Annotated in this window: 28 protein-coding genes; 21 read left to right on the top strand and 7 right to left on the bottom strand. The window is 50.7% G+C overall.

All coding sequences use genetic code 11. The features are described from left to right. Positions 1 to 211: 211 nt before the first annotated feature. A complete protein-coding gene (locus tag KR100_RS06360) occupies positions 212 to 1,219 on the bottom strand; it encodes a hypothetical protein (protein WP_156097949.1) in 1,008 nt (335 codons plus the stop codon). A gap of 420 nt (positions 1,220 to 1,639) precedes the next feature. On the opposite strand from KR100_RS06360, the gene KR100_RS06350 reads away from it, so the two are divergent. Both KR100_RS06350 and KR100_RS06345 read left to right on the top strand, forming a co-directional pair. Next, positions 1,640 to 1,882 carry a hypothetical protein gene (locus KR100_RS06350; protein WP_038544155.1) on the top strand — a complete coding sequence of 81 codons (243 nt, stop codon included), beginning with the start codon at positions 1,640 to 1,642 and terminating at the stop codon, positions 1,880 to 1,882. A 102-nt stretch (positions 1,883 to 1,984) separates the two neighbouring features. Then, positions 1,985 to 2,302: a hypothetical protein gene (locus tag KR100_RS06345; RefSeq protein ID WP_204207793.1), complete on the top strand. Its 318-nt coding sequence runs from the start codon at positions 1,985 to 1,987 to the stop codon at positions 2,300 to 2,302. 203 nt (positions 2,303 to 2,505) lie between these two features. On the opposite strand, the gene KR100_RS06340 is transcribed toward KR100_RS06345, so the two are convergent. Next, on the bottom strand, positions 2,506 to 2,982 hold the full coding sequence (locus tag KR100_RS06340) for a tetratricopeptide repeat protein (protein ID WP_051847348.1): 477 nt from the start codon (positions 2,980 to 2,982) through the stop codon (positions 2,506 to 2,508). A gap of 1,130 nt (positions 2,983 to 4,112) precedes the next feature. Here KR100_RS06340 and KR100_RS06335 point away from each other — a divergent pair. The 7 genes from KR100_RS06335 (at position 4,113) to KR100_RS06300 (ending at position 11,140) form a co-directional block, all read left to right on the top strand. Further along, positions 4,113 to 4,472: a DUF1651 domain-containing protein gene (locus tag KR100_RS06335; protein ID WP_369793830.1), complete on the top strand. Its 360-nt coding sequence runs from the start codon at positions 4,113 to 4,115 to the stop codon at positions 4,470 to 4,472. Between the two features lie 894 nt (positions 4,473 to 5,366). After that, positions 5,367 to 6,503, top strand: coding sequence for a phosphotransferase enzyme family protein (locus tag KR100_RS06325; protein WP_038544149.1), 1,137 nt, complete (start codon positions 5,367 to 5,369; stop codon positions 6,501 to 6,503). Between the two features lies 1 nt (position 6,504). After that, a complete protein-coding gene (locus KR100_RS06320; protein ID WP_038544146.1) occupies positions 6,505 to 7,086 on the top strand; it encodes a DOMON-like domain-containing protein in 582 nt (193 codons plus the stop codon). 35 nt (positions 7,087 to 7,121) lie between these two features. Beyond that, positions 7,122 to 8,096, top strand: a complete 975-nt coding sequence (locus KR100_RS06315) for a transglycosylase SLT domain-containing protein (RefSeq protein ID WP_038544144.1) — start codon at positions 7,122 to 7,124, stop codon at positions 8,094 to 8,096. 90 nt (positions 8,097 to 8,186) lie between these two features. Then, positions 8,187 to 8,855 carry a hypothetical protein gene (locus KR100_RS06310; RefSeq protein ID WP_038544142.1) on the top strand — a complete coding sequence of 223 codons (669 nt, stop codon included), beginning with the start codon at positions 8,187 to 8,189 and terminating at the stop codon, positions 8,853 to 8,855. 49 nt (positions 8,856 to 8,904) lie between these two features. Further along, positions 8,905 to 10,230 carry an O-acetylhomoserine aminocarboxypropyltransferase/cysteine synthase family protein gene (locus KR100_RS06305; protein WP_038544140.1) on the top strand — a complete coding sequence of 442 codons (1,326 nt, stop codon included), beginning with the start codon at positions 8,905 to 8,907 and terminating at the stop codon, positions 10,228 to 10,230. 16 nt (positions 10,231 to 10,246) lie between these two features. Continuing rightward, on the top strand, positions 10,247 to 11,140 hold the full coding sequence (locus tag KR100_RS06300; RefSeq protein WP_038544138.1) for a homoserine O-succinyltransferase: 894 nt from the start codon (positions 10,247 to 10,249) through the stop codon (positions 11,138 to 11,140). On the opposite strand, the gene KR100_RS06295 is transcribed toward KR100_RS06300, so the two are convergent. Next, complete coding sequence (locus KR100_RS06295; RefSeq protein ID WP_038544135.1) at positions 11,072 to 11,419, bottom strand: hypothetical protein; 348 nt, start codon at positions 11,417 to 11,419, stop codon at positions 11,072 to 11,074. The genes KR100_RS06300 and KR100_RS06295 overlap by 69 nt on opposite strands. 71 nt (positions 11,420 to 11,490) lie before the next feature. Next, a complete protein-coding gene (locus KR100_RS06290) occupies positions 11,491 to 12,423 on the bottom strand; it encodes an SGNH/GDSL hydrolase family protein (protein WP_051847347.1) in 933 nt (310 codons plus the stop codon). A gap of 11 nt (positions 12,424 to 12,434) precedes the next feature. Here KR100_RS06290 and KR100_RS06285 point away from each other — a divergent pair, with 11 nt between their 5' ends. The 3 genes from KR100_RS06285 (at position 12,435) to KR100_RS06280 (ending at position 15,093) form a co-directional block, all read left to right on the top strand. Then, positions 12,435 to 12,998: an alpha-ketoglutarate-dependent dioxygenase AlkB gene (locus tag KR100_RS06285; RefSeq protein WP_051847346.1), complete on the top strand. Its 564-nt coding sequence runs from the start codon at positions 12,435 to 12,437 to the stop codon at positions 12,996 to 12,998. Between the two features lie 348 nt (positions 12,999 to 13,346). Next, positions 13,347 to 14,363 (top strand): hypothetical protein, encoded by a 1,017-nt coding sequence (locus KR100_RS15695; RefSeq protein ID WP_156097946.1) that lies wholly within the window; start codon positions 13,347 to 13,349, stop codon positions 14,361 to 14,363. 100 nt (positions 14,364 to 14,463) lie between these two features. After that, positions 14,464 to 15,093 carry a hypothetical protein gene (locus KR100_RS06280; protein ID WP_156097945.1) on the top strand — a complete coding sequence of 210 codons (630 nt, stop codon included), beginning with the start codon at positions 14,464 to 14,466 and terminating at the stop codon, positions 15,091 to 15,093. A gap of 249 nt (positions 15,094 to 15,342) precedes the next feature. Here KR100_RS06280 and KR100_RS14900 read toward each other — a convergent pair whose 3' ends face one another. Further along, on the bottom strand, positions 15,343 to 16,140 hold the full coding sequence (locus KR100_RS14900; protein WP_071839855.1) for a transposase: 798 nt from the start codon (positions 16,138 to 16,140) through the stop codon (positions 15,343 to 15,345). Between the two features lie 265 nt (positions 16,141 to 16,405). Here KR100_RS14900 and KR100_RS06275 point away from each other — a divergent pair, with 265 nt between their 5' ends. The 3 genes from KR100_RS06275 to KR100_RS06265 all read left to right on the top strand — a co-directional run bounded on the left by KR100_RS06275 (position 16,406) and on the right by KR100_RS06265 (position 17,648). After that, positions 16,406 to 16,699 (top strand): Nif11-like leader peptide family RiPP precursor, encoded by a 294-nt coding sequence (locus tag KR100_RS06275; RefSeq protein WP_051847345.1) that lies wholly within the window; start codon positions 16,406 to 16,408, stop codon positions 16,697 to 16,699. 269 nt (positions 16,700 to 16,968) lie between these two features. Beyond that, positions 16,969 to 17,397: a hypothetical protein gene (locus KR100_RS06270; protein WP_038544127.1), complete on the top strand. Its 429-nt coding sequence runs from the start codon at positions 16,969 to 16,971 to the stop codon at positions 17,395 to 17,397. A 23-nt stretch (positions 17,398 to 17,420) separates the two neighbouring features. After that, positions 17,421 to 17,648 carry a hypothetical protein gene (locus KR100_RS06265; protein ID WP_038544124.1) on the top strand — a complete coding sequence of 76 codons (228 nt, stop codon included), beginning with the start codon at positions 17,421 to 17,423 and terminating at the stop codon, positions 17,646 to 17,648. A 249-nt stretch (positions 17,649 to 17,897) separates the two neighbouring features. Here KR100_RS06265 and KR100_RS14895 read toward each other — a convergent pair whose 3' ends face one another. Then, positions 17,898 to 18,692, bottom strand: a complete 795-nt coding sequence (locus KR100_RS14895) for a transposase (protein WP_071839854.1) — start codon at positions 18,690 to 18,692, stop codon at positions 17,898 to 17,900. A gap of 265 nt (positions 18,693 to 18,957) precedes the next feature. Between KR100_RS14895 and KR100_RS15340 the strand changes: the two genes are divergently transcribed. From KR100_RS15340 to KR100_RS06250, 3 genes are all read left to right on the top strand, one after another. Continuing rightward, positions 18,958 to 19,254: a Nif11-like leader peptide family natural product precursor gene (locus KR100_RS15340; RefSeq protein ID WP_051847344.1), complete on the top strand. Its 297-nt coding sequence runs from the start codon at positions 18,958 to 18,960 to the stop codon at positions 19,252 to 19,254. 269 nt (positions 19,255 to 19,523) lie between these two features. Next, positions 19,524 to 19,934, top strand: a complete 411-nt coding sequence (locus KR100_RS06255) for a hypothetical protein (RefSeq protein WP_156097944.1) — start codon at positions 19,524 to 19,526, stop codon at positions 19,932 to 19,934. 200 nt (positions 19,935 to 20,134) lie between these two features. Continuing rightward, positions 20,135 to 20,359, top strand: a complete 225-nt coding sequence (locus KR100_RS06250) for a hypothetical protein (RefSeq protein WP_038544120.1) — start codon at positions 20,135 to 20,137, stop codon at positions 20,357 to 20,359. Between the two features lie 215 nt (positions 20,360 to 20,574). On the opposite strand, the gene KR100_RS14885 is transcribed toward KR100_RS06250, so the two are convergent. Next, positions 20,575 to 21,858: a cupin-like domain-containing protein gene (locus KR100_RS14885; RefSeq protein ID WP_081858877.1), complete on the bottom strand. Its 1,284-nt coding sequence runs from the start codon at positions 21,856 to 21,858 to the stop codon at positions 20,575 to 20,577. Positions 21,859 to 22,285: 427 nt separating this feature from the next. On the opposite strand from KR100_RS14885, the gene KR100_RS06245 reads away from it, so the two are divergent. From KR100_RS06245 to KR100_RS06235, 3 genes are read left to right on the top strand one after another with little or no spacing between them, the layout of a single operon-like run. Beyond that, entirely contained in the window at positions 22,286 to 22,741 is a 456-nt protein-coding gene (locus tag KR100_RS06245) for a hypothetical protein (protein WP_038544118.1), read from the top strand. A 23-nt stretch (positions 22,742 to 22,764) separates the two neighbouring features. Then, positions 22,765 to 23,076 (top strand): hypothetical protein, encoded by a 312-nt coding sequence (locus KR100_RS06240; protein ID WP_038544117.1) that lies wholly within the window; start codon positions 22,765 to 22,767, stop codon positions 23,074 to 23,076. Beyond that, entirely contained in the window at positions 23,069 to 23,272 is a 204-nt protein-coding gene (locus tag KR100_RS06235; protein WP_038544115.1) for a hypothetical protein, read from the top strand. The genes KR100_RS06240 and KR100_RS06235 overlap by 8 nt, the downstream gene beginning before the upstream one ends. The last annotated feature ends 872 nt before the right edge of the window (positions 23,273 to 24,144 follow it).

Here is a 24,144-nt window from a genome sequence, read left to right as displayed (position 1 = left end):
ACACTTAGTTGAAGGTCATTGTTTATACGCGACTGTCTGAAGCGTTCCCCTATTTGCTTAGGTAAAGAGAAACCCCGCCAATGCTGACGGGGTGGTGTGTGAGGTTTTGTAGGGAGATCGATCAGCACAATCAAACTGCCCTGTCTTTCCCTTGCGGGTTTTGTATGACTTTCAGTCCAGTGATTGAACGTCAGGCTCCCCGACAATTGCATCAAATTAGTTGCCCACCCCCTGTGCTTGTTCCACCGTGGGATCCAAGGAATCCTGAAAAGTCGAGCTGATCCAACCGAAGAGATCCTTGTTCCTGGAATGCGCCAGTACTTGTGCCGCCATGGAAAAATCCCATGCTTTGAATAACCCCAACGTCCTCAATTATTCTTTGGTACCCATTGCCAGCATTCTCTTCGCTGGGATCCTTAGTGGGGTTATAATTTTTGAGAACCTCCATTCTCAGGTCATAGTCACGATTTCCTTCTAGAAAATTCTCTCCGGTAAGATGTTCATTCAATGGATTCTCGGTGTAAAAACCATTTGATTTGTGTTGCGAAATCGCGCTAGAGGAGTCTTCAGCTTGTGGGTTATATTTTGAGTATGTTTTAACAATGACGTTAGCAGACTCAAGTCTCTTGCTTTCTAGACCCCTGCCTGCACGGCAACCCTCTTCAATCGCAATGCTTCCCACCGTGTAGAGAGTGTTCATGGTTGCTGGGCCACCAGGCATGCCCAAAACACCACCAAATAATCCGCCTGCGATGCCGCCCAACTTACATGTAGCGCCCTCCTTGTCTCCTGTAATTACATCCGCTATGAGACTCCCTACATCAGTGAATATCTTCCCGAATAGAGCCTTGGCGAGCACATCATTTTTGTTAGAATCTTCCGCACCATTTCGTGCATGATTTTCAAGGTAACTGCCATGTGGAGCCTCTTCAACAAGTCCAAATTCCTTCTCTACATTTATGGGCCCTGATGCAACTCCATCAAGAAGGTTTTGCATTCCTCGGGCTCCTAATTGCTCTAGCTCTCCTTGGATAAGAGTGTGCCCAACACTCACAAGATCCTCACGAGTCGATGCCGTTGCGGCTGCCTGTGCCAAAACTGCAAGTCTCTCGGGTGACACTCCAATCAATTCGTCGTTGTTATCAATAAATTGCGCTCTTGTAGCTTCTTGCAGTGCCTCTTGATCAATAACTGGTCGTGACGCAAAAGTGAAGGTCATTTTTCTGTTAAGTGTGTGGTTTGTCTCTTTGGGGTGTCCCCCGCCGATGCACACACCATCTCCGGAATCGCCGGACCACTTGTTGACCTGAGTCAGCCCTGCCTGTGAGGTTGGTCACTGGGGGCCAGAAGCACTGCGATACCTGGGATTCAGAGGCTCACCCCCAGGTGCCAAGCAATCAGCCTGTCATTCTCTGCTTCGCTCAAGAACGGGGCATGCCAGTCCCAAAGCAGCTCTTCCACTGCAGGCTTCCCAAGGTCTTGCACGCCAGCAATTAGCCAGCGTTTGAAGAGGTCAGGGTCGTTGGCCCTGAGTGCTGCGGCCGATGCCACCACTACGGACCAAAGCCTGCTGGAGAAGGGTGGAAACAGGATCCACGAACGGTGGACGCCATAAGCAATCAAGTCCAAGTATCAGACGTTGAACTGGCTGATCTGCAGCGCCAGCGGACGGCGGCGGCTGAAGGTGAACCCACGGTGTCAAGACCTGATTCGAAATCTGCGGTTCATGGTTTATGAGGAGGGCACCGACCAGCCGGAGAAAAGCGATCCGGAGCGGAGCCACCACAGCGACGCGCTTGGTTACTGCGCAATCGGGGCCATGCGGTCGCTGCTGCCCTGGAAGCTGAAGGTGCGATCCATCAGGACGGTCTCTGTCTGGTGAATGTCCCCATTAGTGGGGACATTCACCAGACAGAATATAAATACTGATGTTTATGTCGCCTTAGCGGGAGGGAAGCCTTTTATGCACTTGAAATTTTCGTGGTTGGTCCCGCTGGTGCTTTTGGTGGCCGCAGCGTACTTTTACATCACTGATAAAGGAAAATTTCCAACAAGTGAGCCGAGTATTACGCCAGAAACCAATCGTTTTGACGCCAGCTTTCCAAAGCCTTCAAGCACTCAGGGCAAGAAGCTAGATCAGGATTGTCTGCAACGTTCGACAGCGATCTACGACGAGGAGATCACCGCATATGAAGCAATCGAGAGGAAGGTAGGATACGGAAGATTGCGAGATGATGGTTATGGAAAGGGCCTCAACACGATTACAAAAGAAAAATTAGTCCGAGAGAGTCAATGCTCGTGATGAAATTTGATCTCACGACCCCTGCAAGAACAGCTCCCAAGTCGAGCACCATCTAGCTCCGTTGATGTCCCCGGTAGTGGGGACATCAACGTGGATTCAGGAACTTCGGTGGTTTACGGGATACTCCTTCTGACAATAAAAAACCCCGCCATTGATGATGGGGGAATGCTTTGAAAGGAATTGAAATCAGACAGCGTCAGATGTCAGCACCTTGCTTCAACCCAATTAGCTGCTTCCTCATCCCCAAGTTCTGCCGCTTTTCTCCAATCAGAACAAGCGCCTTCCAAATCCCCGATTACATATTTTCTAGCAAGGCCACGAGTGAAAATAGCCATGGCATACTTCGGGTTGATTTCAATTGCCTTTGTATAATCTTCAATGGCTCCTTGGTAATTCTTTAATTCATACTTAGCTTTAGCGCGAACTAAGTAAATGGCAGCATAATTAGGGTCAATTTCAATTGCCTTTGTGTAATCAGCAATCGCACCTTGAAGATCATCATTAATGTATTTTAGATTCCCAGAAACAATCCAATCCTCCGCTGTCATGGCATAAGCTTGCTGCGTTGACAGCAACCCTGCTCCAATTCCAACAGCAGGTGTCAGCCCAACCAGCAACGGGCGTCCTATTGGCAAGAACAGGGCTAAGGCAGCAGCAAAGGCAGTTGTAACGCGAGTCATCCTTATGGCTGCATGGTTGATCCATCTCTAGCTCTCATTAATGAGTCCTGTCCATGTCTGATCTGCAAACACAGAAACCCCGCCATACAAATTTGAGACCTGCCAATCAAAGCCTGAGACTAAAAAGGGGGATAGGTGGTTGCATTCCCATTATTTGATTCGATATATGCCCCTCTCCCACTACCTGAATAATTTCCATGAGACACCCTGCCGTTGTCTTCAATGATTTTGACCTTACATCTAGTTGATCCGAAAGGTTCATAACAATTATAATACTGATAAGTAACAACCTTGTTGTCTGAAAGCCACCGAATAACAGTTGTATCGTTGTTTGGTCTTGACAGATAACAGCTCTCACTTATGCCATTGAATGTACATTGATGTGGATTCGCCTCAGCAGAAGGGGCGGCGATCAGTGAATTACCAAATACGGCAGCGGCGGAAGCAACAGCAATGAGTAGTTTCATTTGATTGGTGGAAGTCTCCAGGATGAGTCTTCAGAATTCATAACTTAGTCACTTGAAACAGCCGCCAGAAACCTTCCTTGGAATTTCATCGTATTGCAATATTCAGCAAATGATCTGAAATAGGTTTTCTTCGGGCCAAATACACATGGACGTGAAGGATCGGGAACATAGCTGGTCATAGATGCCGCCCTTTGTTCCGAGTCATAGTGCCTCGGCTCTTCCATGGCTTGTGAAGAACCACTCATGAGGGAGAGGATTGCAAACAAGAGAGCCACCGAACACCTCTTTTATCGGTAACAATAATATTTCTGCCTACGGTGCATACCTCCCGCAAGCCATCTTTCCAGGTAATTTTCAAGAATCCCATGCTACTACCAACTGTGCAAGGCTTGCGAATTTCATTATTGAAATTACAACTTGCTTGATATGTTCTTGCTTCGGCAGGGCTAACGGAAACAAATGATGTCCCGATAACCGCAGCAGCGTCAGCGATTGAAGTAAACAGTTTCGTTTGAAAGTTGTGAATTGTGAGAGTCATCCCCTCGGACACATTCACCATCGCCGGTCTGCCTTCAGATCACATCACCCGATTGGGTGATCTTGATTGCTGATCATTCACCTGAAAGAGGGATCGATTCATTCAGGTGCAGGAAACCCCTACCGATGCCATCCGAGATGGCTGGCCAGACTTCACCGATGCCTCGGTTCCGCCCCGATCACAACGATCAACCTGTGAGGTCAGGTGGCGAGGGTTGGCTTGTGAACGCTGATCAGCACAAGGTTGTTCAGTTCAAATCCGATACGCCAACGGCTCATGCGGAGTGGTTGATCTTGCGGACGTTTCAATGGCGACCACCGGACTACCCAATCCCGCAGACCCGGCGACGGATGCTGAGCCACAACGCCATCGAGGCCTGGGAGACGATGGCAGTTCAACTCTTCCTTATTTACAAACAAAAAATAGTGCGGCAGGGGTCCGCTCGGCATCTAGAAAATGCCCACTACTCGTATAAGTTTTTCTAGCAGTATTAAATACAAAAAAGTTCATCGCATTCGTCGAATCTTTGTACGCAAAGATAAATTCATTTTGTTTTCCTATTATGTTTAAATTCTCGTTGACATTGAAAATTTTTCCTCTGCCGGGAATGTACGATGAAACGTGGTACACAGATGCTTTGGGCAGCGTCTTTACTCGCCAAACAGTCGTGAAGTTGTTATTGGATTCATTAACGCAGGCCCATTCTTGACTCCAAGCGGGAGAGGCTGAAGTAGCTATTGACGCCGTACTCGCTAATGCAAATAAAAGTGGCCTAATTTTCATTAGAAAGCTTGTCAGTCGTTGCACATTACAATAGCGACGAATAGGGACACCTCAAATAATTCTGTCCTGAGTTCATAAAATCAAAACTAGGTGAGCAATACTTCCGTCACCTGACTTCTGGGGCTCTCAGAACAAGGCAGCAACTTCTCACACCAGTTCATAGCTGGAAGTCTGCAGTATCACAGCTTCTGCAACAACATAGCTACCCTAACTACAAAGCTCTCAAGCCTTGGCTCCAATCAATCCATATAGGACTAAGAGGTTGATGGTGAACTTGCCTTTGGAAGTGGCAGAGGCAGTCAAAAAGCTGGCTGAGAAAGACAGAAGGCCAATGAGCAATTGGATCTTGCTGGCTGTTGAAGAAAAGCTCCACAGGGACAGCAATAGCTGAAAGTCCAATTCCTGTCCAAGGGCTTGTCTAAGCCCTTGGACAGTCCCAGACCCCAGACACTGGCCATACTCCTGCATGCGATCGAGAGCCAGTTGAACGCCTAAATCCGTTGCAGCCTCTGAGTCGGCTGCTGTTGTGCACACCAAACCCTGGTCGCCCCCTGGAATAACGCGATGGTTGCTTGTTGAGACCATTGCGACCAAGGATGACCGAGGCCCTGGAAGCCATTGCCGACCGCTTCCATCCGCGCGAACGGATCACTGAGATTCGCGCCCTTGGCTCCGGCAATGTGAACGAAACCTTCCTGGTGACCTATGAGGGTTCTTATCAGGGTGGGCAGAACGGCGCTTTCGTGATGCAACGCCTGAACACCAACGTGTTCGAGCGGCCGGACCTGGTGATGCGCAACCTGGTGGCTCTCGGCGAGCACGTCCAGAGGCGACTGGCAGCACCGCCTCCGGAATTGCAGGGACGACGCTGGGAGGTTCCCAGGGTCGTGCCCTGTCGCCAGCAGTCCCACTGGGTGGAACACAACGGTCAGTTCTGGCGTTCGATTTCCTACATCGGCGCGGCCACCACCACCGATGTGATCCGAGGCTGTGATCACGCCCATGAAGTCGGCTATGGCCTTGGCATGTTCCACAGCCTGATCAGCGACCTCCCGGCGAGCAATCTGGCCGACACTCTTGCGAACTTTCATGTAACGCCAGCGTATCTGGAGCGTTACGATTTCGTGCTGACCTCACAGCGCATCAACCCAGGCAACGCGTTGTTAAATCAGGCCTGCTCCTTCATCGAAGCCCGTCGACTCGGAATTGACGTTCTGGAAAGCGCGCTGGCCCGCGGTGAACTGCAGCATCGACCGATTCATGGAGACCCGAAGATCAACAACGTGATGATCGATGAATCCACCGGTCAGGCTGTGGGCTTGATCGATCTGGATACGGTGAAGCCAGGCCTTGTTCACTACGACATCGGAGATTGTCTGCGCTCCTGTTGCAATCCAGTGGGAGAAGAGGCGGACAACCCAGAGGATGCACGTTTCGACCTCTCTCTCTGTGAGGCGATCCTGGCGGGATATCTCAGCGTGGCTCGAGGTTTTCTCAGCGATTGGGATCTGCACTATCTGCCGGACTGCATCCGTCTGATTCCCCTCGAGCTGGGTATGCGTTTTCTCACCGATCACCTGGAGGGTGACGTCTACTTTCATACCGACTACCCGGGTCACAACCTTCACAGAGCCGCCGTGCAATTTCAGCTCACCGAAAGCATCGAAACCCAGCTACCAGCGATCCGCAGCCTGGTGAACAAGCTGGCAAAGCCTGAAGCCGGTCCTCTCTGAGATGGCCCGACCAGCCGTGATGCTGCGCCAAGCGTCAAGCCTCGTGGCTTTTGAAGAGCAGCTGCCCGAGGGCGTGCGCCTCAGCGCTGAACTGATCTGGAGCTCCGATGGATGGCTTGAGCTCAGCTACGGCATTCTGATGCCTGGCTCAGGAGGCATCAGCGACCTCGTCCTACCCGAAGGCCTGATTGACGGTGAGCAGTCTGCGGGGCAGCGACGGGATCATCTCTGGGAGTCCACCTGCTGCGAAGCCTTTCTGGCGATTCCTGGAGAAGAGCGTTACTGGGAGATCAACCTCTCTCCCAATGGCGACTGGGCTGTCTATCGCTTCGATCGCTATCGAGATGGACAACACAATCAAGCGCTCAACAGTCCACCTGTGATCCGACTGAAGCGCCGTCACCATCAACTCAGACTCGATGCCCGGCTGCCCTTGAGCTCCTGGTGGTCGCCTGGTGTGTGCCCGGAGTTATCCCTCACCACTGTTCTTGAGGACAAGACCATGGGGCTGAGCCACTGGGCGCTGCGGCACGACGAGGGCAAAGCAGATTTCCATCGCCGCAGCACCTTTCTTAAGCCCTGAGCCGCTTTAAGTTCAGACGTCGTGCAGCAGCTGCCATGCGGATCCGTCCGATCGTGCTGATCCCAGGCCTCGTCACCGTTCTGGGGATTTCGCTGGGTGTGCTGCACAGCCAGCAGCGGAGCGCCACAGCAATCGAGTCCCTGGGCGCTGCTCCGACCGGGTCGGCCTCTCCCTCCCCGCCAGCTCAACCGGTTCAAGCCGATCCGGAACAACGGCGTTACCCCGCTGTTCCCGCTGACCCGATCGCCACGGCAACCCTGCTGGCGGAGGTCGAAACGGCTTTACGCGATCCGACCACTCGACCGCAGCAACTTCCGGACCTTGGCCACCAACAACAGGTCATCTATCGGGTGCTGTCCGCCGATGTCCCGCGCTCACAGCAGGTCCTTGCTGCACTGCCCCAGCGCTGGCGCAGTGTTGCTGAACGGCACCTGGCGGCACGTCGAGAGTTCCTGCGCATGAGCCGGGGACGCCGACCCTCGATGCTGCCGGCCTGGCGAATCATCCAACCGGAACCCGCCGAACAGCTGATCGCGTATTACAAGAAAGCGGAAGCTGCCACCGGCATCGAGTGGGAAGTGCTGGCTGCGGTGAATCTCGTGGAAACAGGCATGGGACGGATCGATGGTGTCTCGGTGGCGAATGCCCAGGGGCCCATGCAGTTCCTGCCCACCACCTGGGCTGAAGCCGGTATCGGGAAGGGGGACATCCGTGATCCCCACGATGCAATCCAGGCAGCTGCCCGTTATCTGGTGCGACGCGGTGGACTTCAGGACATCCGCCGCGGCCTCTGGGGGTACAACAACAGCGACTACTACGGCAAAGCAGTGATGCTCTACGCCTCACTGATCAAGGAGGATCCGAGCGCCTACACCGGTTTGTATCACTGGGAGATTCACTTCAATGCCGATGCTGGTGATCTCTGGCTACCTGTTGGATACGTCCAACGTGCACCGATCAGCGTGCAGGAGTACCTCCGCCGTAACCCATCCAGCAGGGCCCCGGAGTGAGACCACCGAGTGAGCTCACCGTATGAGCGTCTCTTGTGAGCTCCAGAAGGCTGCCTTCTACGCTGAGACCTGGCGTGATTGATCCAACGGGTGCCGAAGGAAACCTCCCATCGCGGTGATGAGCTGAAAGCCCTCGGTTGGGGCGAGCCGGATGTGAACCGCTACGTCGAACTCTGGGAGTACCGGCAGCGCTGGGGTGCCATGAACCTCGAAAGGGAGGATCGTCTGTTTCTGCGCAAGGCTGAAAACGCACTGCCTGCGATCGTCAAGGGACGGGGCTCCACCAAGAAGTCGACCCAGGACAAGACCTATTACCGATGGCTGGTCTTTCACCTTGAAGCCATGCAGGCCGCCGAGGCAGCGATGGAAACAGCTGAGGGAGAGCAGGGAGCCTGGCCGATTCTGCTGAGCGTGGAGCTTCAGTTGCTGGATCACTATCAACCGGTGCTCGGCCTTCCTGACACCCTGAAGGCCAAGGCCCTGAGCCCGGTGCGCGAAACCCTGGCCAGTCGGGCAGCCGCACTGGGATCCACACGCACCTACGACTTTCAGGCCGCACTCAATGCCTTGAAAGAACAAGAATCGAGCCGTTGGCGCCATCTGCGTGACGACGAGGGGAGCGATCAGGTCTACCCGCTGCTGACCGCCGCCGCAGCAGCAGATTTCCGCGCCAACGCCCTGCGCGACATTCAGGCTGTGATGCGCAGCCAGTTCCCGTCTCTTGCAGAGACGGACAAGGAGGAACTCACTGAGGTCTAGAGACCTCGTCGACGTTTAGAACGGAGAGAGAAGCCATCGTCACGGCCTGATGTCCCCGCGTTTCGAAACTCTTCAACTCCACGCCGGCCAATCCCCTGATCCCGCCACCAATTCCCGGGCGGTTCCGATCTACCAAACCAGCTCCTATGTGTTCAACAACGCTGAACACGGAGCCAATCTGTTTGGCCTGAAGGAGTTCGGGAACATCTACACCCGCCTGATGAACCCGACGACCGATGTCTTCGAGAAACGGGTCGCCGCCCTGGAGGGCGGCATGGCGGCGGTGGCGACGGCCTCCGGACAATCGGCGCAGTTCCTGGCGATCACCAACTGCATGCAGGCTGGCGACAACTTTGTTTCCACCTCATTTCTCTACGGCGGCACCTACAACCAGTTCAAGGTGCAGTTTCCGCGCCTCGGCATCGACGTTCGCTTCGCCGATGGCGATGAGGTGGAGAGCTTTGCCGACAAGATCGACGACAACACCAAGGGGATCTACGTCGAGGCGATGGGCAACCCCCGTTTCAACATCCCTGATTTCGAAGGCCTCTCGTCACTGGCGATGGAGCGAGGCATCCCGCTGATCGTGGACAACACCCTGGGGGCCTGCGGCGCCCTGATGAAGCCGATTGACCACGGCGCCGATGTGGTGGTGGAGAGTGCCACAAAATGGATCGGGGGTCATGGAACCAGCCTGGGCGGTGTGATCGTCGATGCCGGCACCTTCAATTGGGGCAACGGCAAATTTCCGCTGATGAGCCAGCCGAGTCCGGCTTATCACGGGCTTGTCCACTGGGATGCCTTCGGATTCGGCAGCGAGATCTGCAAGATGCTGGGCGTTCCCGACAACCGCAACGTCGCCTTCGCTCTGCGTGCTCGCGTGGAGAGTCTTCGGGACTGGGGCCCGGCCCTGAGTCCGTTCAACAGCTTTTTGCTGCTTCAGGGACTGGAGACGTTGAGTCTTCGGGTGGAACGTCACACTGAGAACGCCATGGCCCTTGCAAGCTGGCTGCAGGAGCATCCGAAGGTGGGCCATGTCAGCTACCCGGGGCTGCCGGACGATCCCTACAACGGACGCGCCAGGCAGTACCTCACCGGACGTGGCATGGGCTGCATGCTGATGTTCTCCCTCACCGGTGGCTATGACGATGCCGTGCGGTTCATTGACAGTCTTGAGCTGGCGAGCCATCTGGCCAATGTTGGCGATGCCAAAACCCTTGTGATCCATCCCGCCTCCACCACCCACCAACAGCTCAGTGAGGAGGAGCAGGCCTCGGCAGGGGTGACTCCGACGATGGTGAGGGTGTCCGTGGGACTGGAGCACATCGACGACATCAAGGCCGATTTCGAGCAAGCCCTCGCTGTTCTGACCTAACGCCAAGCCAGCCGTCATGGCGCTGATCCTCCCCCGCAGTTACCACAAGATCGAGTCGGTTGAACGCAACCGCATCTCCTGGATTGAGCCTGCACAGGCGGAACGCCAGGACATCCGGGCGCTGCGGATCGGCATCCTCAACATCATGCCCCTGGGCAAGCAGTACGAATTCAATCTGCTGCACCCCCTCGGCCTGTCGGTGCTTCAGATCGAACCGATCTGGATCCGCCTCAGTTCCCATGCCTATAAAAGCTGGGATCAGGGCCATCTCGCTGAGCTCTACATCAGCTGGGAGGAGGCGATGGCCCGCGGCCCGCTGGATGGCTTGATCATCACAGGGGCTCCTGTGGAACATCTCCCCTTTGAACAGGTGAGCTACTGGCGGGAGCTGGTGGAACTGATCGAGGAAGCCCGCCGCAGTTGCGCAAGCACCCTGGGGCTTTGCTGGGCTGGATTTGCCCTTGCCTATCTGGCTGGTGTGGACAAGATTCCGTTCGATCGCAAGCTGTTTGGGGTGTATCCCCTGCGCAGCCTGGTGCCCGGCCATTCCCTGATGGGGACCCAGGACGACCACTTCCTCTGCCCGCAGAGCCGTCACGCCGGTCTTGAGGACGCCGCCATGGAATCGGCGCAGCGTCAGGGACGCCTGCGCTTGCTTGCCCATGGCGAGCGGGTTGGATACACCATCTTCGAGACCCCGGACCAGCGGCAACTGATGCATCTCGGGCACCCCGAGTACAACGTCGGGCGGCTGCTGAATGAAATGGAGCGTGACAAGGCACGGGGTGACGTGCCACCTCCCGAGAACTTCAACCCGGATCAAGCTCAGACGCTGTGGCGATCACACAGGAATCTGCTGTTCCAGCAATGGCTCTGGTTCTGCTACCAGCGAGTGAGTCTGAGTGGCTGACGGCGAGGAGCCAGTGACCACGCCGCGATCGACGGACTTGCGGTTGAGTTCGCGCTCCAGTGAGGCGATGCGACGCTCTCGCAGGCAATGGCGACAGCCGCCGAGCGTTTGCAGATGCTTTTCAGGAGTGATCGAGATCACCTGCACTGGGTGGTTCCGACATCGAATCTTCACCGGGCTTTTGAAACTGCGCCAGCGAATGGCGGAGTAGTCGTACTGATCGCCGAAGCGTTGCTTCGCGCGCTTGAGAAACTCAGCTTTTGTGATTCGTGCGCCCATTGCAGAACTCTATGAGGCTTCTCACCGCAACCCACCACACGCTTCACTGGTCGTCATGGAGCGTTGGTGATTCATGCATCGAATCCAAAGCTCTGCAACTGCTCAGCGGCAAGTGGAACGGCAAGTGTCGCGAATCGCTTGCTTGTGCGACTGTTCGGATGCTCATCATCCAAAAAAACGGGATTGTCCAACTGCGTCCAAAGGGAGCGGCCATCGAGCAAGGCCACGTCCGGGCGTGAATCAAAGGCTTTGCCGAGCCGTCGTTGAAGATCAAGACTGATGGCGTCGAGCAGTTCAAGAACATCCTCCTGTCGTGCGCCTTTCACTTTTGAAGCACGTCTGCGGGCCCGCGGTGTCTCGCTGATTGGCAGCGTACCAATCACAACCATCTCATCAACGAGTCCTGTGATGTCATCAACGGCACGGATGATGTTGCGGCTGATGGGACGACTAATGGAACGCATGAAACGTCTGTCGTCATTGTTTTTCTCTGTTGATAAAACCCGTTCAAAAGGTTTCAGGTCACCAAGGGTGTTGAGGAGATCATTGCCGCCGGCGGAGATCAAAACATCCACATCATCATGCGATTGATAGAAGTCAGCACGTTGCTGCATGGACTGAACTTGAGCGGTCAAACCAATCCCCACACGGAGACCAAACAACGATTGACTGGGTTCTCCATCAGACTGAGCTCCACCATGGGCGTAGTTGTGAACATCGACGGATTGCGCAGGCTCAATCGAGAGCACATCAAACAGCTGACGATTCATCGGGTCGCCACCCATACGCCGCACGACATGCTCACCCAGCACAGGGCCGTCGGAGGCGCGAACGTTTCCCCCTTTGTCATAGATCGAGTCAACAAAAGGCTCGCGTCCGATCACGGGGGCCAGACCAGCAATATTGCCGGCATCCATAAGGCTCGCCCCAAGAATCACGAGAGTGGACGTCACAGCAGATCGATTGCGTCGTGACACAGTCTGCTCAATCAGGGGGTCAACCATGGACCCTTCAGATGTCGTGGTTGCCAGCCGATGAAGCCAGATGGTGGCGGATCCGATTGATGGAACAGATCGACTGGCAGCAACCGATCGTGACGCTGTACGGGCGACGACACCCAGTCCCGCGAATGACATCGTTCCTGGCGGCCGATGGACTGAGCTACCGCTACAGCGGCACGGTGCATCAGGGCACGGGTTGGCCAGAGTGGTTCATCCCTCTGCTGTTGAAGGTGAGCGCAGCCAGCGGGACCAGGTTCAACGGATGCCTTCTCAACCTGTATCGCAGCGGTGACGACCGCATGGGTTGGCATGCCGACGACGAGCCCGAGATCAACCAGGCGGAACCGATCGCCTCACTTTCACTTGGCGCCAGCAGGGATTTTTGCCTACGCCTCAAACAAGAAGCAAAAGAAAAACACACGTTGCCTTTGAACGATGGTGATCTTCTGATCATGCATCCAGGGTGTCAGCAGGCCTGGATGCATGGCGTACCGACCCGTCGAAAAATTTCAACATCACGCATCAACCTCACCTTCAGACGTTTTCTGATAAACGCAAGCAATGCCGGAAATAAATGATCAACTCATCAGCCCATAGGTCAGAATACAGAATATTTGGGTAATTTAATTATTGGCGGCATGCGCGGGAATAAGATTGTTGCCTGGGCAACGGAACCAACAAATTGCACTATTGTAGCGTCAAAAAATGTTCCACAATTCGAATCCCATCAATTATTTGCTTGCTAGACAACGCTGTGAGCCTCAAAAATGAAGAAGTCGGTTTCACCGTCAGCGGTCAAATTCATCTCAGAACCATATAAATTATTTCAACCGCATACCTGTCGAAGCTTCGGGCAGTCTCCCCAAGCTGATGTTGTTGTACAGGACTGATCTTGATAACATTAACGAACAACAGATGAACCAGAAATGACTAAGCATTTTACAAATATTGAGATGATTCATTCCAAGACGGCCCACCAGTGTGCAGGCCTTCTATCACCGCTACTACGCAATTATCTGGACCAACTTGCCCCAGGGCCGACATACACCGAAGGGGATGTGATCGGCTGGTCTCTCAATCTTCAAAGAAAAGGTAACCAAAGGACTTCGAGCGATGGCGGAGTACTACTTGCAAAAATAATCACATCCTGGAGCCCTGAAGGAAAAAAAAGAACTCTTCTTAGTATTTTATGCATCTCGATTAGCAGTGAATACAATAAATATGAAATTGGTTTGATTTTTTTGAAACATATAACCAATTTCAGCAAAACCATGTCATGGGATGGTTTTCATATTGGGTGTCCAAATTCAGGTTCGTATAGTCAATTCATTCGTTTGCTAACAGGAAATACAGGTCATTGGATGAAGTACCCCGGGAAAATTGTTGTTACGCTTTCAAACCTCAAGAGAGTAGGCCCTCTGTTAAAAAGACTGGAAAGATCTACAGAACGAATGCTTCAGCCAGTGAAATGGACAATCGAACCTTACAGCATGAACGAATTTGATCAATGGGAAGAACGAATTAAATATTCTAAGCAGAACGATTACGGTATACCGTGGAATCCAGCAGACGATTCTATAAATTGGAAACCGTCTATAAAATACAGCAGAGTTCTAAAATCAAATGGGCAAATTGTTGGATGGTTAATATGCCACTACATATCAAAGGATATGCTGCGCTACGGAAAACTATGGGTTGACCCTGGCTGGGAATCAACGGGCGCACCATTAGCGCTTCTTTGTGATGTAATGCGGTCAGCTCACTTTAAACACTATGACGAATCATCCAACATCCATCAAACTGGTTCACCAGTAAAAGCAGGTTGCTTCATCTCTCATCCCACAAATCAACGTCTACATCGTTTGATGACCCAAAAATTCAAGCCAGTTTGCGATAGTTGGATTGAATTGGAGAATTACTTCCAGTATTTTGATCAAGTTTGATCCAAGGGCTGCAACTAAACGCATTAGTAATTGGACAACATTGGCGAACAAGGTGATTATCGTGCTAAAAAGAGTATCTCTCTTTTAGTTGCTGCACCTCATGCCTGACTTCAACGCCAAGAAGGTCAGCAAGGTCAAAGCCGTTGATCCTGATGCCAGCTACAGCGTTGAGGGCACCGAGGGCGGCAGCTTTGCCATCGCATCAAGCAAGAAAGATCTCAAAGCATTGATGAAGTCTGATGCGGATGTGGTCTATGACGAGAAGAAAGGCAAGCTTTACCTCAACGAGAACGGCACGGCTAAAGGCTGGGGTGCCAAGAAGATTGGTGGCTTGATCGCCAAGTTCAAAGGCAAGCCCGAACTCAGCGTTGATTTCTTCGATGGGCTTTCAGCTCACGGCGATGCCGTCACTAGTGGCGGTGGAAACAAAGGCCAAGGGGACACCAAGGATCAGATTGCTTCCTACAGGGAAACACTGAGCGATTCAGAAGAAGCAGCCCTTTTGGTGGACTTCACACTGGAGCCCAGCAAAACACTCAAGCGTGTGATCAAGGATGGCAAGAAAGAAGGTTATGTTTTTGATCGCGACGAACTCGCAGAAGAGTTGGACGAGATGAATAAAGGCGGAGCATTTGATGATATTGAATTAGATTCTGTAGCGATGCAATCGTTGTTCTCCCAAGGTGGGAAGATGCAAGGTGGTGGAACCTACGCAGGAGGCGACAGCTGATGTCCTTGTGGGATCTTTCGACCTAACCTAACCCCAAACAACCTAACCACCCAAGGCCCCTCGCAGCAGGAGGGTTTTATTTCTTTAATCTGGCCAACAATCCCCCAAATCAGCTTTCAATACCTGGCACCACTGCCAACAAAATAGGCATAGCTGTCACCCGCTCAGTCGCCTAATCCATCCACAAAAAAGCAAGGCAGAGCAAATAAAGCCTCCGCATTCTTTAACCCTACATCGACTCATATCTCCTCAACGCAACTGCCAAATACCTCGTTCTCTATCACCATCACGGATACCATTCGCACGTCTAAATCTCACCGCAACTTGATGCCACTCCTCTGGGATTTGATTGAGCCGAACATCAAATGCAAAAGGTAATTTCTGCTGACCTGGTGATATTCGATTTCTCTTATTTCTGCTGCTACTACTGCTCTGAACCAATCGCTTCAGCATCCTTGAGCCCCAATGGCACCTAGAGCCACCTTTACTTTTATGCCGGTAGTGCTGGCAAAACCGTGCATATCGCCTGGAACATCCCTTCAGGCTTGATGCCAGTTGCAGAAAGCTTGGGTGCCACTCACTGATGCCATCACACTCCAATCTTCCGTAATGCCCGTAATTGGAGTAGGGATCATAAAAACCTTTTCTGATTCCAGCTGCTTTGGGATTGGCGTGGATGTAGCGCAACGTATTCAGCACGCGCCTGTGGTCTTTAGGCGCAATCGCAGTGGCGTAATACCTAGTAGCCTCCCAGAAGTGCCCGCAACGACCAGAAAGGCGATTCAAAGCCATCGCTGAATACCAGCCAATCCAATGCATCAGCTTTGGCAATTCACTTGCATCATCAGGACGTAGAAGCAAATGCAGGTGATTTGCCATCAAGCACACGGCATATAACCTATGGGGCACCTTGGCTTGTGCCTTGGCGAGCACTGCTAGCAGCACATCCCGCCTCAATCCCTTGGCAATCAAAAACTGACGGCTATTGCACCTCAAGGTGATGTGAAACGAATAGCCCTGCGGAAGCTGGCGTGGTGAGCGTGACATTGCGGCTGCTCAGGCTGACACTTTCAACTTGATGCTCTGCCCTTAGCGGTCTTAGCGTTTCACTAACCTGCAACCCACTAATTCAGGTCCCACCACCGCCGCTGGATGGCAGAAGAAAGAGTGAGGCAGGGCTGGGGAATGCTTGGTGATGGACTTGGTGGCTGTGAAAGTGGCTCAACAACAGAACTTGCTGACTGGTGTTACGGCAGGAACATCACCTGACGACTGATATTGCTACTTACAGCATATACACCCTCCATCAACATTGACAGAAGAACAACCACAAGCCTTTCTAGAGAAGGTCAAAGATGACACTGAATTACAGGAGAAATTCAATGGCGCAGCAGATACCGATGCAGTTCTTGCAATTACGAAAGAGGCTGAGTTTAGTATCTCCACTGCCGACTTTGAGAAGGCTCAATCAAAACTTTGGTTTAGTATCTCTACTGCCGACTTGGAGTGTGGAACGAATTTGTTGAAAACTCCTGGCGTTGACCCTAAACGCTACAAATCAAATCAAATACTGGAATTCCTGGCGAACCTAGAACGCGGTTGGTAATCATGTATGCCGTGACTGAAATATCATAACAAAGGCTGAATATAATATTAGAAACCTGAATCCCCTGCCACCACAGTGGATTCTTATTGCTTAAATAGCCTGACTAATCCCACAAATTAGCCTTCAATACCCGGCACTATTTTGCATTCAGACTCGCTCTTTAGGCGGGTTTTTTGATGCGCTGATCAACGAGAAACAGCAAAAGCGTCACTGTCTTCAGGCTGGATCACTGAAACTCAGCTAGAAAAACTCACCGCGCATTGATCGTCATGGCTAACGGGCACGACCACGACCATGGCGAAGTGGTTGTTGAGTTCTCGGCCAAGAGACCGGCCAAACTCAAAACCCTCGATGCTGATGCCCTGATCCTTGTCGATGGCGTCGAGGACGGATCCTTCGCAGTTGCTTCCAGCAAGAAGGAACTGAAGCAGCTGATGAAGAGCGATGCGGATGTGGTCTACGACGAGAAGAAAGGCAAGCTCTACCTCAATGCCAACGGTGAGGAGAAGGGCTGGGGCAAGAAAAAGGTGGGTGGCTTGATCGCCCGGTTCAAAGGCAAGCCTGAATTGAGTGCTGAGCAGTTTGAGGGGATGGAGGCATTTGATGCTGTTAAGGCGACCATGATCATGAGCACGGCCATGATCACGAGCACGGTGTTGACACCAAAGAGCAGATTGTTGCTTATCACAAAACACTGACGGAATCAGAGGAAGCTGATCTGTTGTTTGACTTCACATTGGAGCCCAGCAAAACCCTCAAGCGTGTGATCAAGGATGGCAAAAAAGAAGGTTATGTTTTTGATCGCGACGAATTAGCAGAAGAGTTGGACGAGATGAACAACGGTGGGGCATTTGATGATATTGAATTGGATGCTGTAGCGATGCAATCGTTGTTCTCCCAAGGTGGGAAGATGGAGTGCGATCCCAGGGCAGGCGACCAGTGCAGCTGATGCCCTTGTGGGATCTTTCGACCTAACCTAACCCCTAACAACCTAACCACCCAAGGCCCTTGCAGCAGGGGGGTTTTATTTCTTTAATCTGGCCAATAATCCTCCAAATCAGCTTTCAATACCTGGCACCACTGCCAACAAAATAGGCATAACTGTCACCCGCTCAGTCGCCTAATCCATCCACAAAAAAAGCAAGGCAGAGCAAATAAAGCCTCCGCATTCTTTAACCCTACACCGACTCATATCTCCTCAAAGCAACTGCCAAATACCTCGTTCTCTATCACCATCACGGATACCATTCGCACGTCTAAATCTCACCGCAACTTGATGCCACTCCTCTGGGATTTGATTGAGCCGAACATCAAATGCAAAAGGTAATTTCTGCTGACCTGGTGATATTCGATTTCTCTTATTTCTGCTGCTACTACTGCTCTGAACCAATCGCTTCAGCATCCTTGAGCCCCAATGGCACTTAGCTCCTCGCTTGGCGTAATGGCAATACTTCTGGCAAAACCGCTCATATCGCCTGGAGCATCCCTTCAAGTTTGATGCCAATTTCAGAAAGCTTGGGTGCCACTCACTGATGCCATCACATTCCAACCTTCCGTAATGCCCGGAATTGGAATAGGGGTCATAAAACCCTTTCCTGATTCCTGCTGCCTTTGGATTGGCGTGGATGTAGCGCAACGTATTCAGCACGCGCCTGTGGTCTTTAGGCGAAATCGCAGTGGCGAAATACCGAGCCTCCCAGAAGTGCCCGCAACGACCAGAAAGGCGATTCAAAGCCATCGCTGAATACCAGCCAATCCAATGCATCAGCTTTGGCAATTCACTTGCATCATCAGGACGTAGAAGCAAATGCAGGTGATTTGCCATCAAGCACACGGCATACAACCTATGGGGCACCTTGGCTTGTGCCTTGGCGAGCACTGCTAGCAGCACATCCCGCCTCAATCCTTTGGCAATCAAAAACTGACGGCTATTGCACCTCAAGGTGATGTGAAACGAATAGCCCTGCGGAAGCTGGCGTGGTGAGCGTGACATTGCGGCTGCTCAGGCTGACACTTTCAACTTGATGCTCTGCCCTTAGCGGTCTTAGCGTTTCACTAACCTGCAACCCACTAATTCAGGTCCCACCACCGCCGCTGGATGGCAGAAGAAAGAGTGAGGCAGGGCTGGGGAATGCTTGGTGATGGACTTGGTGGCTGTGAAAGTGGCTCAACAACAGAACTTGCTGACTGGTGTTATGGCAGGAACATCACCTGACGACTGATATTGCTACTTACAGCATATACACCCTCCATCAACATTGACAGATGAACAACTACAAGCCTTTCTAGAGAAGGTCAAAGATGACACTGAATTACAGGAGAAATTCAATGGCGCAGCAGATACCGATGCAGTTCTTGCAATTACGAAAGAGGCTGGGTTTAGTATCTCCACTGCCGACTTTGAGAAGGCTCAATCAAAACTTTGGTTTAGTATCTCTACTGCCGACTTGGAGTGTGGAACGAATTTGTTGAAAACTCCTGGCGTTGACCCTAAACGCTACAAATCAAATCAAATACTGGAATTCCTGGCGATGATCCTAGAACGCGGTTGGTAATCATGTATGCCGTGACTGAAATATCATAACAAAGGCTGAATATAATATTAGAAACCTGAATCCCCTGCCGCCACAGTGGATTCTTATTGCTTAAATAGCCTGACTAATCCCACAAATTAGCCTTCAATACCCGGCACTATTTTGCATTCAGACTCGCTCTTTAGGCGGGTTTTTTGATGCGCTGATCAACGAGAAACAGCAAAAGCGTCACTGTCTTCAGGCTGGATCACTGAAACTCAGCTAGAAAAACTCACCGCGCATTGATCGTCATGACTAACGGGCACGACCACGACCATGGCGAAGTGGTTGTTGAGTTCTCGGCCAAGAGACCGGCCAAACTCAAAACCCTCGATGCTGATGCCCTGATCCTTGTCGATGGCGTCGAGGACGGATCCTTCGCAGTTGCTTCCAGCAAGAAGGAACTGAAGCAGCTGATGAAGAGCGATGCGGATGTGGTCTACGACGAGAAGAAAGGCAAGCTCTACCTCAATGCCAACGGTGAGGAGAAGGGCTGGGGCAAGAAAAAGGTGGGTGGCTTGATCGCCCGGTTCAAAGGCAAGCCTGAATTGAGTGCTGAGCAGTTTGAGGGGATGGAGGCATTTGATGCTGTTAAGGCGACCATGATCACGAGCACGGTGTTGACACCAAAGAGCAGATTGTTGCTTATCACAAAACACTGACGGAATCAGAGGAAGCTGATCTGTTGTTTGACTTCACATTGGAGCCCAGCAAAACCCTCAAGCGTGTGATCAGGTCCGATTCGGCATCGTCTACGACGAAAGCAAAGGCAAGCTGCATCTGAATGGCCACGGCGCAGCCAAGGGCTGGATTACCAAGATGATGAGCGGCTTGTTCACCAAGTTATAAAGGCAAGCCTGAGTTGAGTATTGAGTACCTTGAAGTGGGTTCAGAGCACAACAATGCAGCCTCTACTGATGGCAGCAAAGGAGATGACATCAAGGATCAGATTGCATCCTTGCGCGAGGGCTTGAGTGGTGCGAAGTTCTCAGAACTATGTGGCGAGACATTGATTGCCCCCAAGAAGGGGCTCAAGAGCATCGCTAAGGCTGAAAAACAAGAGGGCAAAAAGTTTGATAAAGTTTAACTGGGTGCTGCAGTTGATGAGATGAATGATGCGACCGATTGCTTCGTTATAGACTTGCACGATTCAGCCTTAAAATCTCCGATGGAATTGGTGGAGTTGTTGGACAAGCTGGTGGTGGCTCTTGAATTCAGTGCACTTCTCTCAGCTCTCCGACTCTAGTCTTAGTCTCTGATCCACATTGTTGTCTTCTCGTCATATCCGCTCGTTTTTGGCTTTTAGTATTTTGATTCGATCGACCACGCTTCTCTTGCGGCATATTCGATCTTACTGTGGTATTGATCATGCGAGATATAATCGTAAACAAGGTTTTCCATATTTCTTTTGTAGGCATTATCAAAAAGACTTTTTACTGAATTTGAATGATTAGCAATTTTTAAGCGTGCTGCAAAAGATCGCATATTCTGCAGTAGAAGTGAATATAGATAATTTGTATTTAGATGGCTGTCAGCATGCTGCCATCGAGTAGCGATCCCTACGGATGTGCTCGATAAATTTTCCACAGAGTGGTACCACCATTGTGGGACCAAAAGCACGTCTCCAGGGCCTAACGTTGCTGAATATCGTGGGCAATGAAATGCAAGCGGAAACTGTTCATAGTGCTCATCAGCAAGAGGAAATGGCACTGCACTGCCTTGGAATTCATTCATACTTGTTAGGGCAGGGTAGACAAGATGTGTGTAATTGGGATGAATTAGGGTCCATCTCTTTTCCCCTTCGATCTGGTAAAAAACATTGCATGATGGTGCGCAATGCAAGGGTGAACCACTGCCCTGAAATGCCCCTAGAAAAAGATTAAAAACTTCTCTGCATCTCCAGGATTCTAGAGTGTCTTTCATTAAAGCGAGATTTAATCCAGTTTCGAAGTCTTCATGGTGCAATATTCTAGCGCAGTTGTGGACGTATAAGTTTAATCTTTCGCTTCTGATTCTACCCAGTAGGCTCAAAGGAGCTTTAAAATTTTCACCGGAAGAATCTGTAAAGATTATTTTACGATCTCCATGTAACTTGATGAAGTAATCGAGATTCCATTGCGAGGCTGCGTGAGGAAAGTTTTTAATTATTACAGGCCTCTCTTTGCAAAGAAAATTATCTCTCAACTCCTTGATTGTACTAGAATTATAATCCCATTGTGGCAACGGCTCGGGGTTTTTCCTCGAGAAATTTTCCAGGGTATAGACAGTTAGCCGATTCAAGCTCTTTGCCGCTAGAGATCGCAAAAGTTTATTATTGTGCGTGATTCCCCTGACCAGCAGTATAAAATTAAGGGACCTTATCGAGCTTGCTGGAAGGCTGATCTCAAATGGACTTGCAGGAAAATCACTAAGATGTGTTTTTAGTACAACGTTTAGTCCGAAGCAGCTTTTGAGCCAGGTACAGGCAAATTTCTTTGTGATGTAATAAGAGCTTATAAATTTGAATATTTTTATTGCGAACCAAGCTTTAATTCTCTTCATGCTTGATTTTTCAGATTTTATCCAGCAGTTTACTCGAAAAAGCATGGTCAAGCAAATGGGTTACATAATTGCTAGTGCGTGTTGTCTTTTCGGAGCTTTCTAGTTTTGTGGTGGGCTGGTTTATGGATCATGGCTGCTAATACTTTAAATATAAGCGTGTGTTGTGCGATATGTCGTCATCGAATTCAAGTTCTTTGGATACATCGGTTCGCTTTGGTCAAGGGAAGATGAATTAGTTGGATTTGGCTTTAAAAAGAACCAGTTCACGATGGTCTCGACCAATTAGTAGTGAGCATTATCTAACTCCTCCGTTATAGATGTTATGCCCCATTGTAAAGCGGTGTTTTTACAGGATCACTTAACCTGAGCTTCTGGCACTGGAGACAATCAAGAATCGAATCATATATCGGCATTGCCTTATACCGCCAGCGATGAGATTGCAGCTAGAAAGAATTCTCTTGCATTGATCGTCATGGCAAACGAGCACGAACACGACCATCACGGACATGACCACGGAAACGACCATGCTGAGGAGGTGCTGGAGTTCTCAGCCAAGAGACCGGCCAAACTCAAAACCCTCGATGCTGATGCCCTGATCCTTGTCGATGGCGTCGAGGACGGATCCTTCGCAGTTGCTTCCAGCAAGAAGGAACTGAAGCAGCTGATGAAGAGCGATGCGGATGTGGTCTACGACGAGAAGAAAGGCAAGCTCTACCTCAATGCCAACGGTGAGGAGAAGGGCTGGGGCAAGAAAAAGGTGGGTGGCTTGATCGCCCGGTTCAAAGGCAAGCCTGAATTGAGTGCTGAGCAGTTTGAGGGGATGGAGGCATTTGATGCTGTTAAGGCGACCATGATCATGAGCACGGCCATGATCACGAGCACGGTGTTGACACCAAAGAGCAGATTGTTGCTTATCACAAAACACTGACGGAATCAGAGGAAGCTGATCTGTTGTTTGACTTCACATTGGAGCCCAGCAAAACCCTCAAGCGTGTGATCAAGGATGGCAAAAAAGAAGGTTATGTTTTTGATCGCGACGAATTAGCAGAAGAGTTGGACGAGATGAACAACGGTGGGGCATTTGATGATATTGAATTGGATGCTGTAGCGATGCAATCGCTGTTCTCCCAAGGTGGTGAGCAAGAATCAAGACGACAGGGTGATTGTTGCCAGGAGGAGGCACATGACGAGCCATGGGGACGTTGCCCAGGAATGAGACCAATGCGTAAATGGTTGTTTAGCAATCACAACCAAAATGGATAAGCTGAAACAGTTTAAATTACTTTCAACACAGCTGTCGAAAAGCCAAAAAATTAAACTCTATAAACAATTCGTTGAAAGTCCAGAGGTTGGCATGGAAAGTATCGTGCAACTTGCATCTAAATATGGCCTTGTAATATCAAAACAAGAGATATCTGATTTCATCAGAATAATAGATCTTGAAGCCTTAGGCAGTTGATGTCAAATAAATCAGCCGCTTGATCAGTCCCGTAAGCAATGGCGGTTTTTTTATGCTGATTAATAGCGAGCGTTACGATGAACAGTTCACTGGACATAGTGAATCAACTAACTCGACTGCACCTGAAGACGCAGCTGATAGGTTCGTGCTCTAAGCCGATGTAACTTTGAAGTTGGTTGCATGATTAAGTGAGTTCAAGAGTCCCCATGTTTTTATTAGCTGACTAATAGGTATATTAGTTGAGAATCGATCAAGTCTTGATGTATTTATAGCAGGGATCTGAGCTAACAAACACCGAGAAAGACCAACACCTAGACCAACGGTTACTAACAGCCCTCATCTCAAAACAGATGGCAAGAGACCTTCCCAACCATTCTGGGACGGGAATATTGCGCCTTCAAAGCTACGATCAGAAGTAGAAAGCGGGATACGTAAGTCGTATCTTGCTGATATGTAGAGTGAGCTCAAACATCCTTTTGGTTTTACTAGGACATATGCATAGACTGATGAGCCTATCCATTAGAACGCTATCTAGGGCCTCTGTAAGCCTCTACAGAAAGCCCTAATGTGTTGTAGTTGCCTGGCATGGATGACTGCAAAAGTCCCTCCCATAGTTTCTGACGAAGGAAAGAATGGAAGGAGAGCCTAGAGTGGACAAAATATCAAATCAAAGAATAGTTGCCTGCGAAAAACCACTACTTGTCATCGCAGCAGTCGCTGGATTTAGTGGAGTTGGGGGAGCCACATAGAAATTCATATAGCACGCGGATGTAACAAAAGGGCTATCTTTAGTTTGCCAAGCATTTTTCAATTCAATTCCATCGAATTACCAAAGATTTGAAATTACAAACAGCTGTAGATTTAGGAGACGG

The sequence above is a fragment of the Synechococcus sp. KORDI-100 genome, from assembly GCF_000737535.1.
Classification (GTDB): Bacteria; Cyanobacteriota; Cyanobacteriia; order PCC-6307; family Cyanobiaceae; genus Parasynechococcus.
This window is presented reverse-complemented; position numbering and strand designations above follow the sequence as displayed.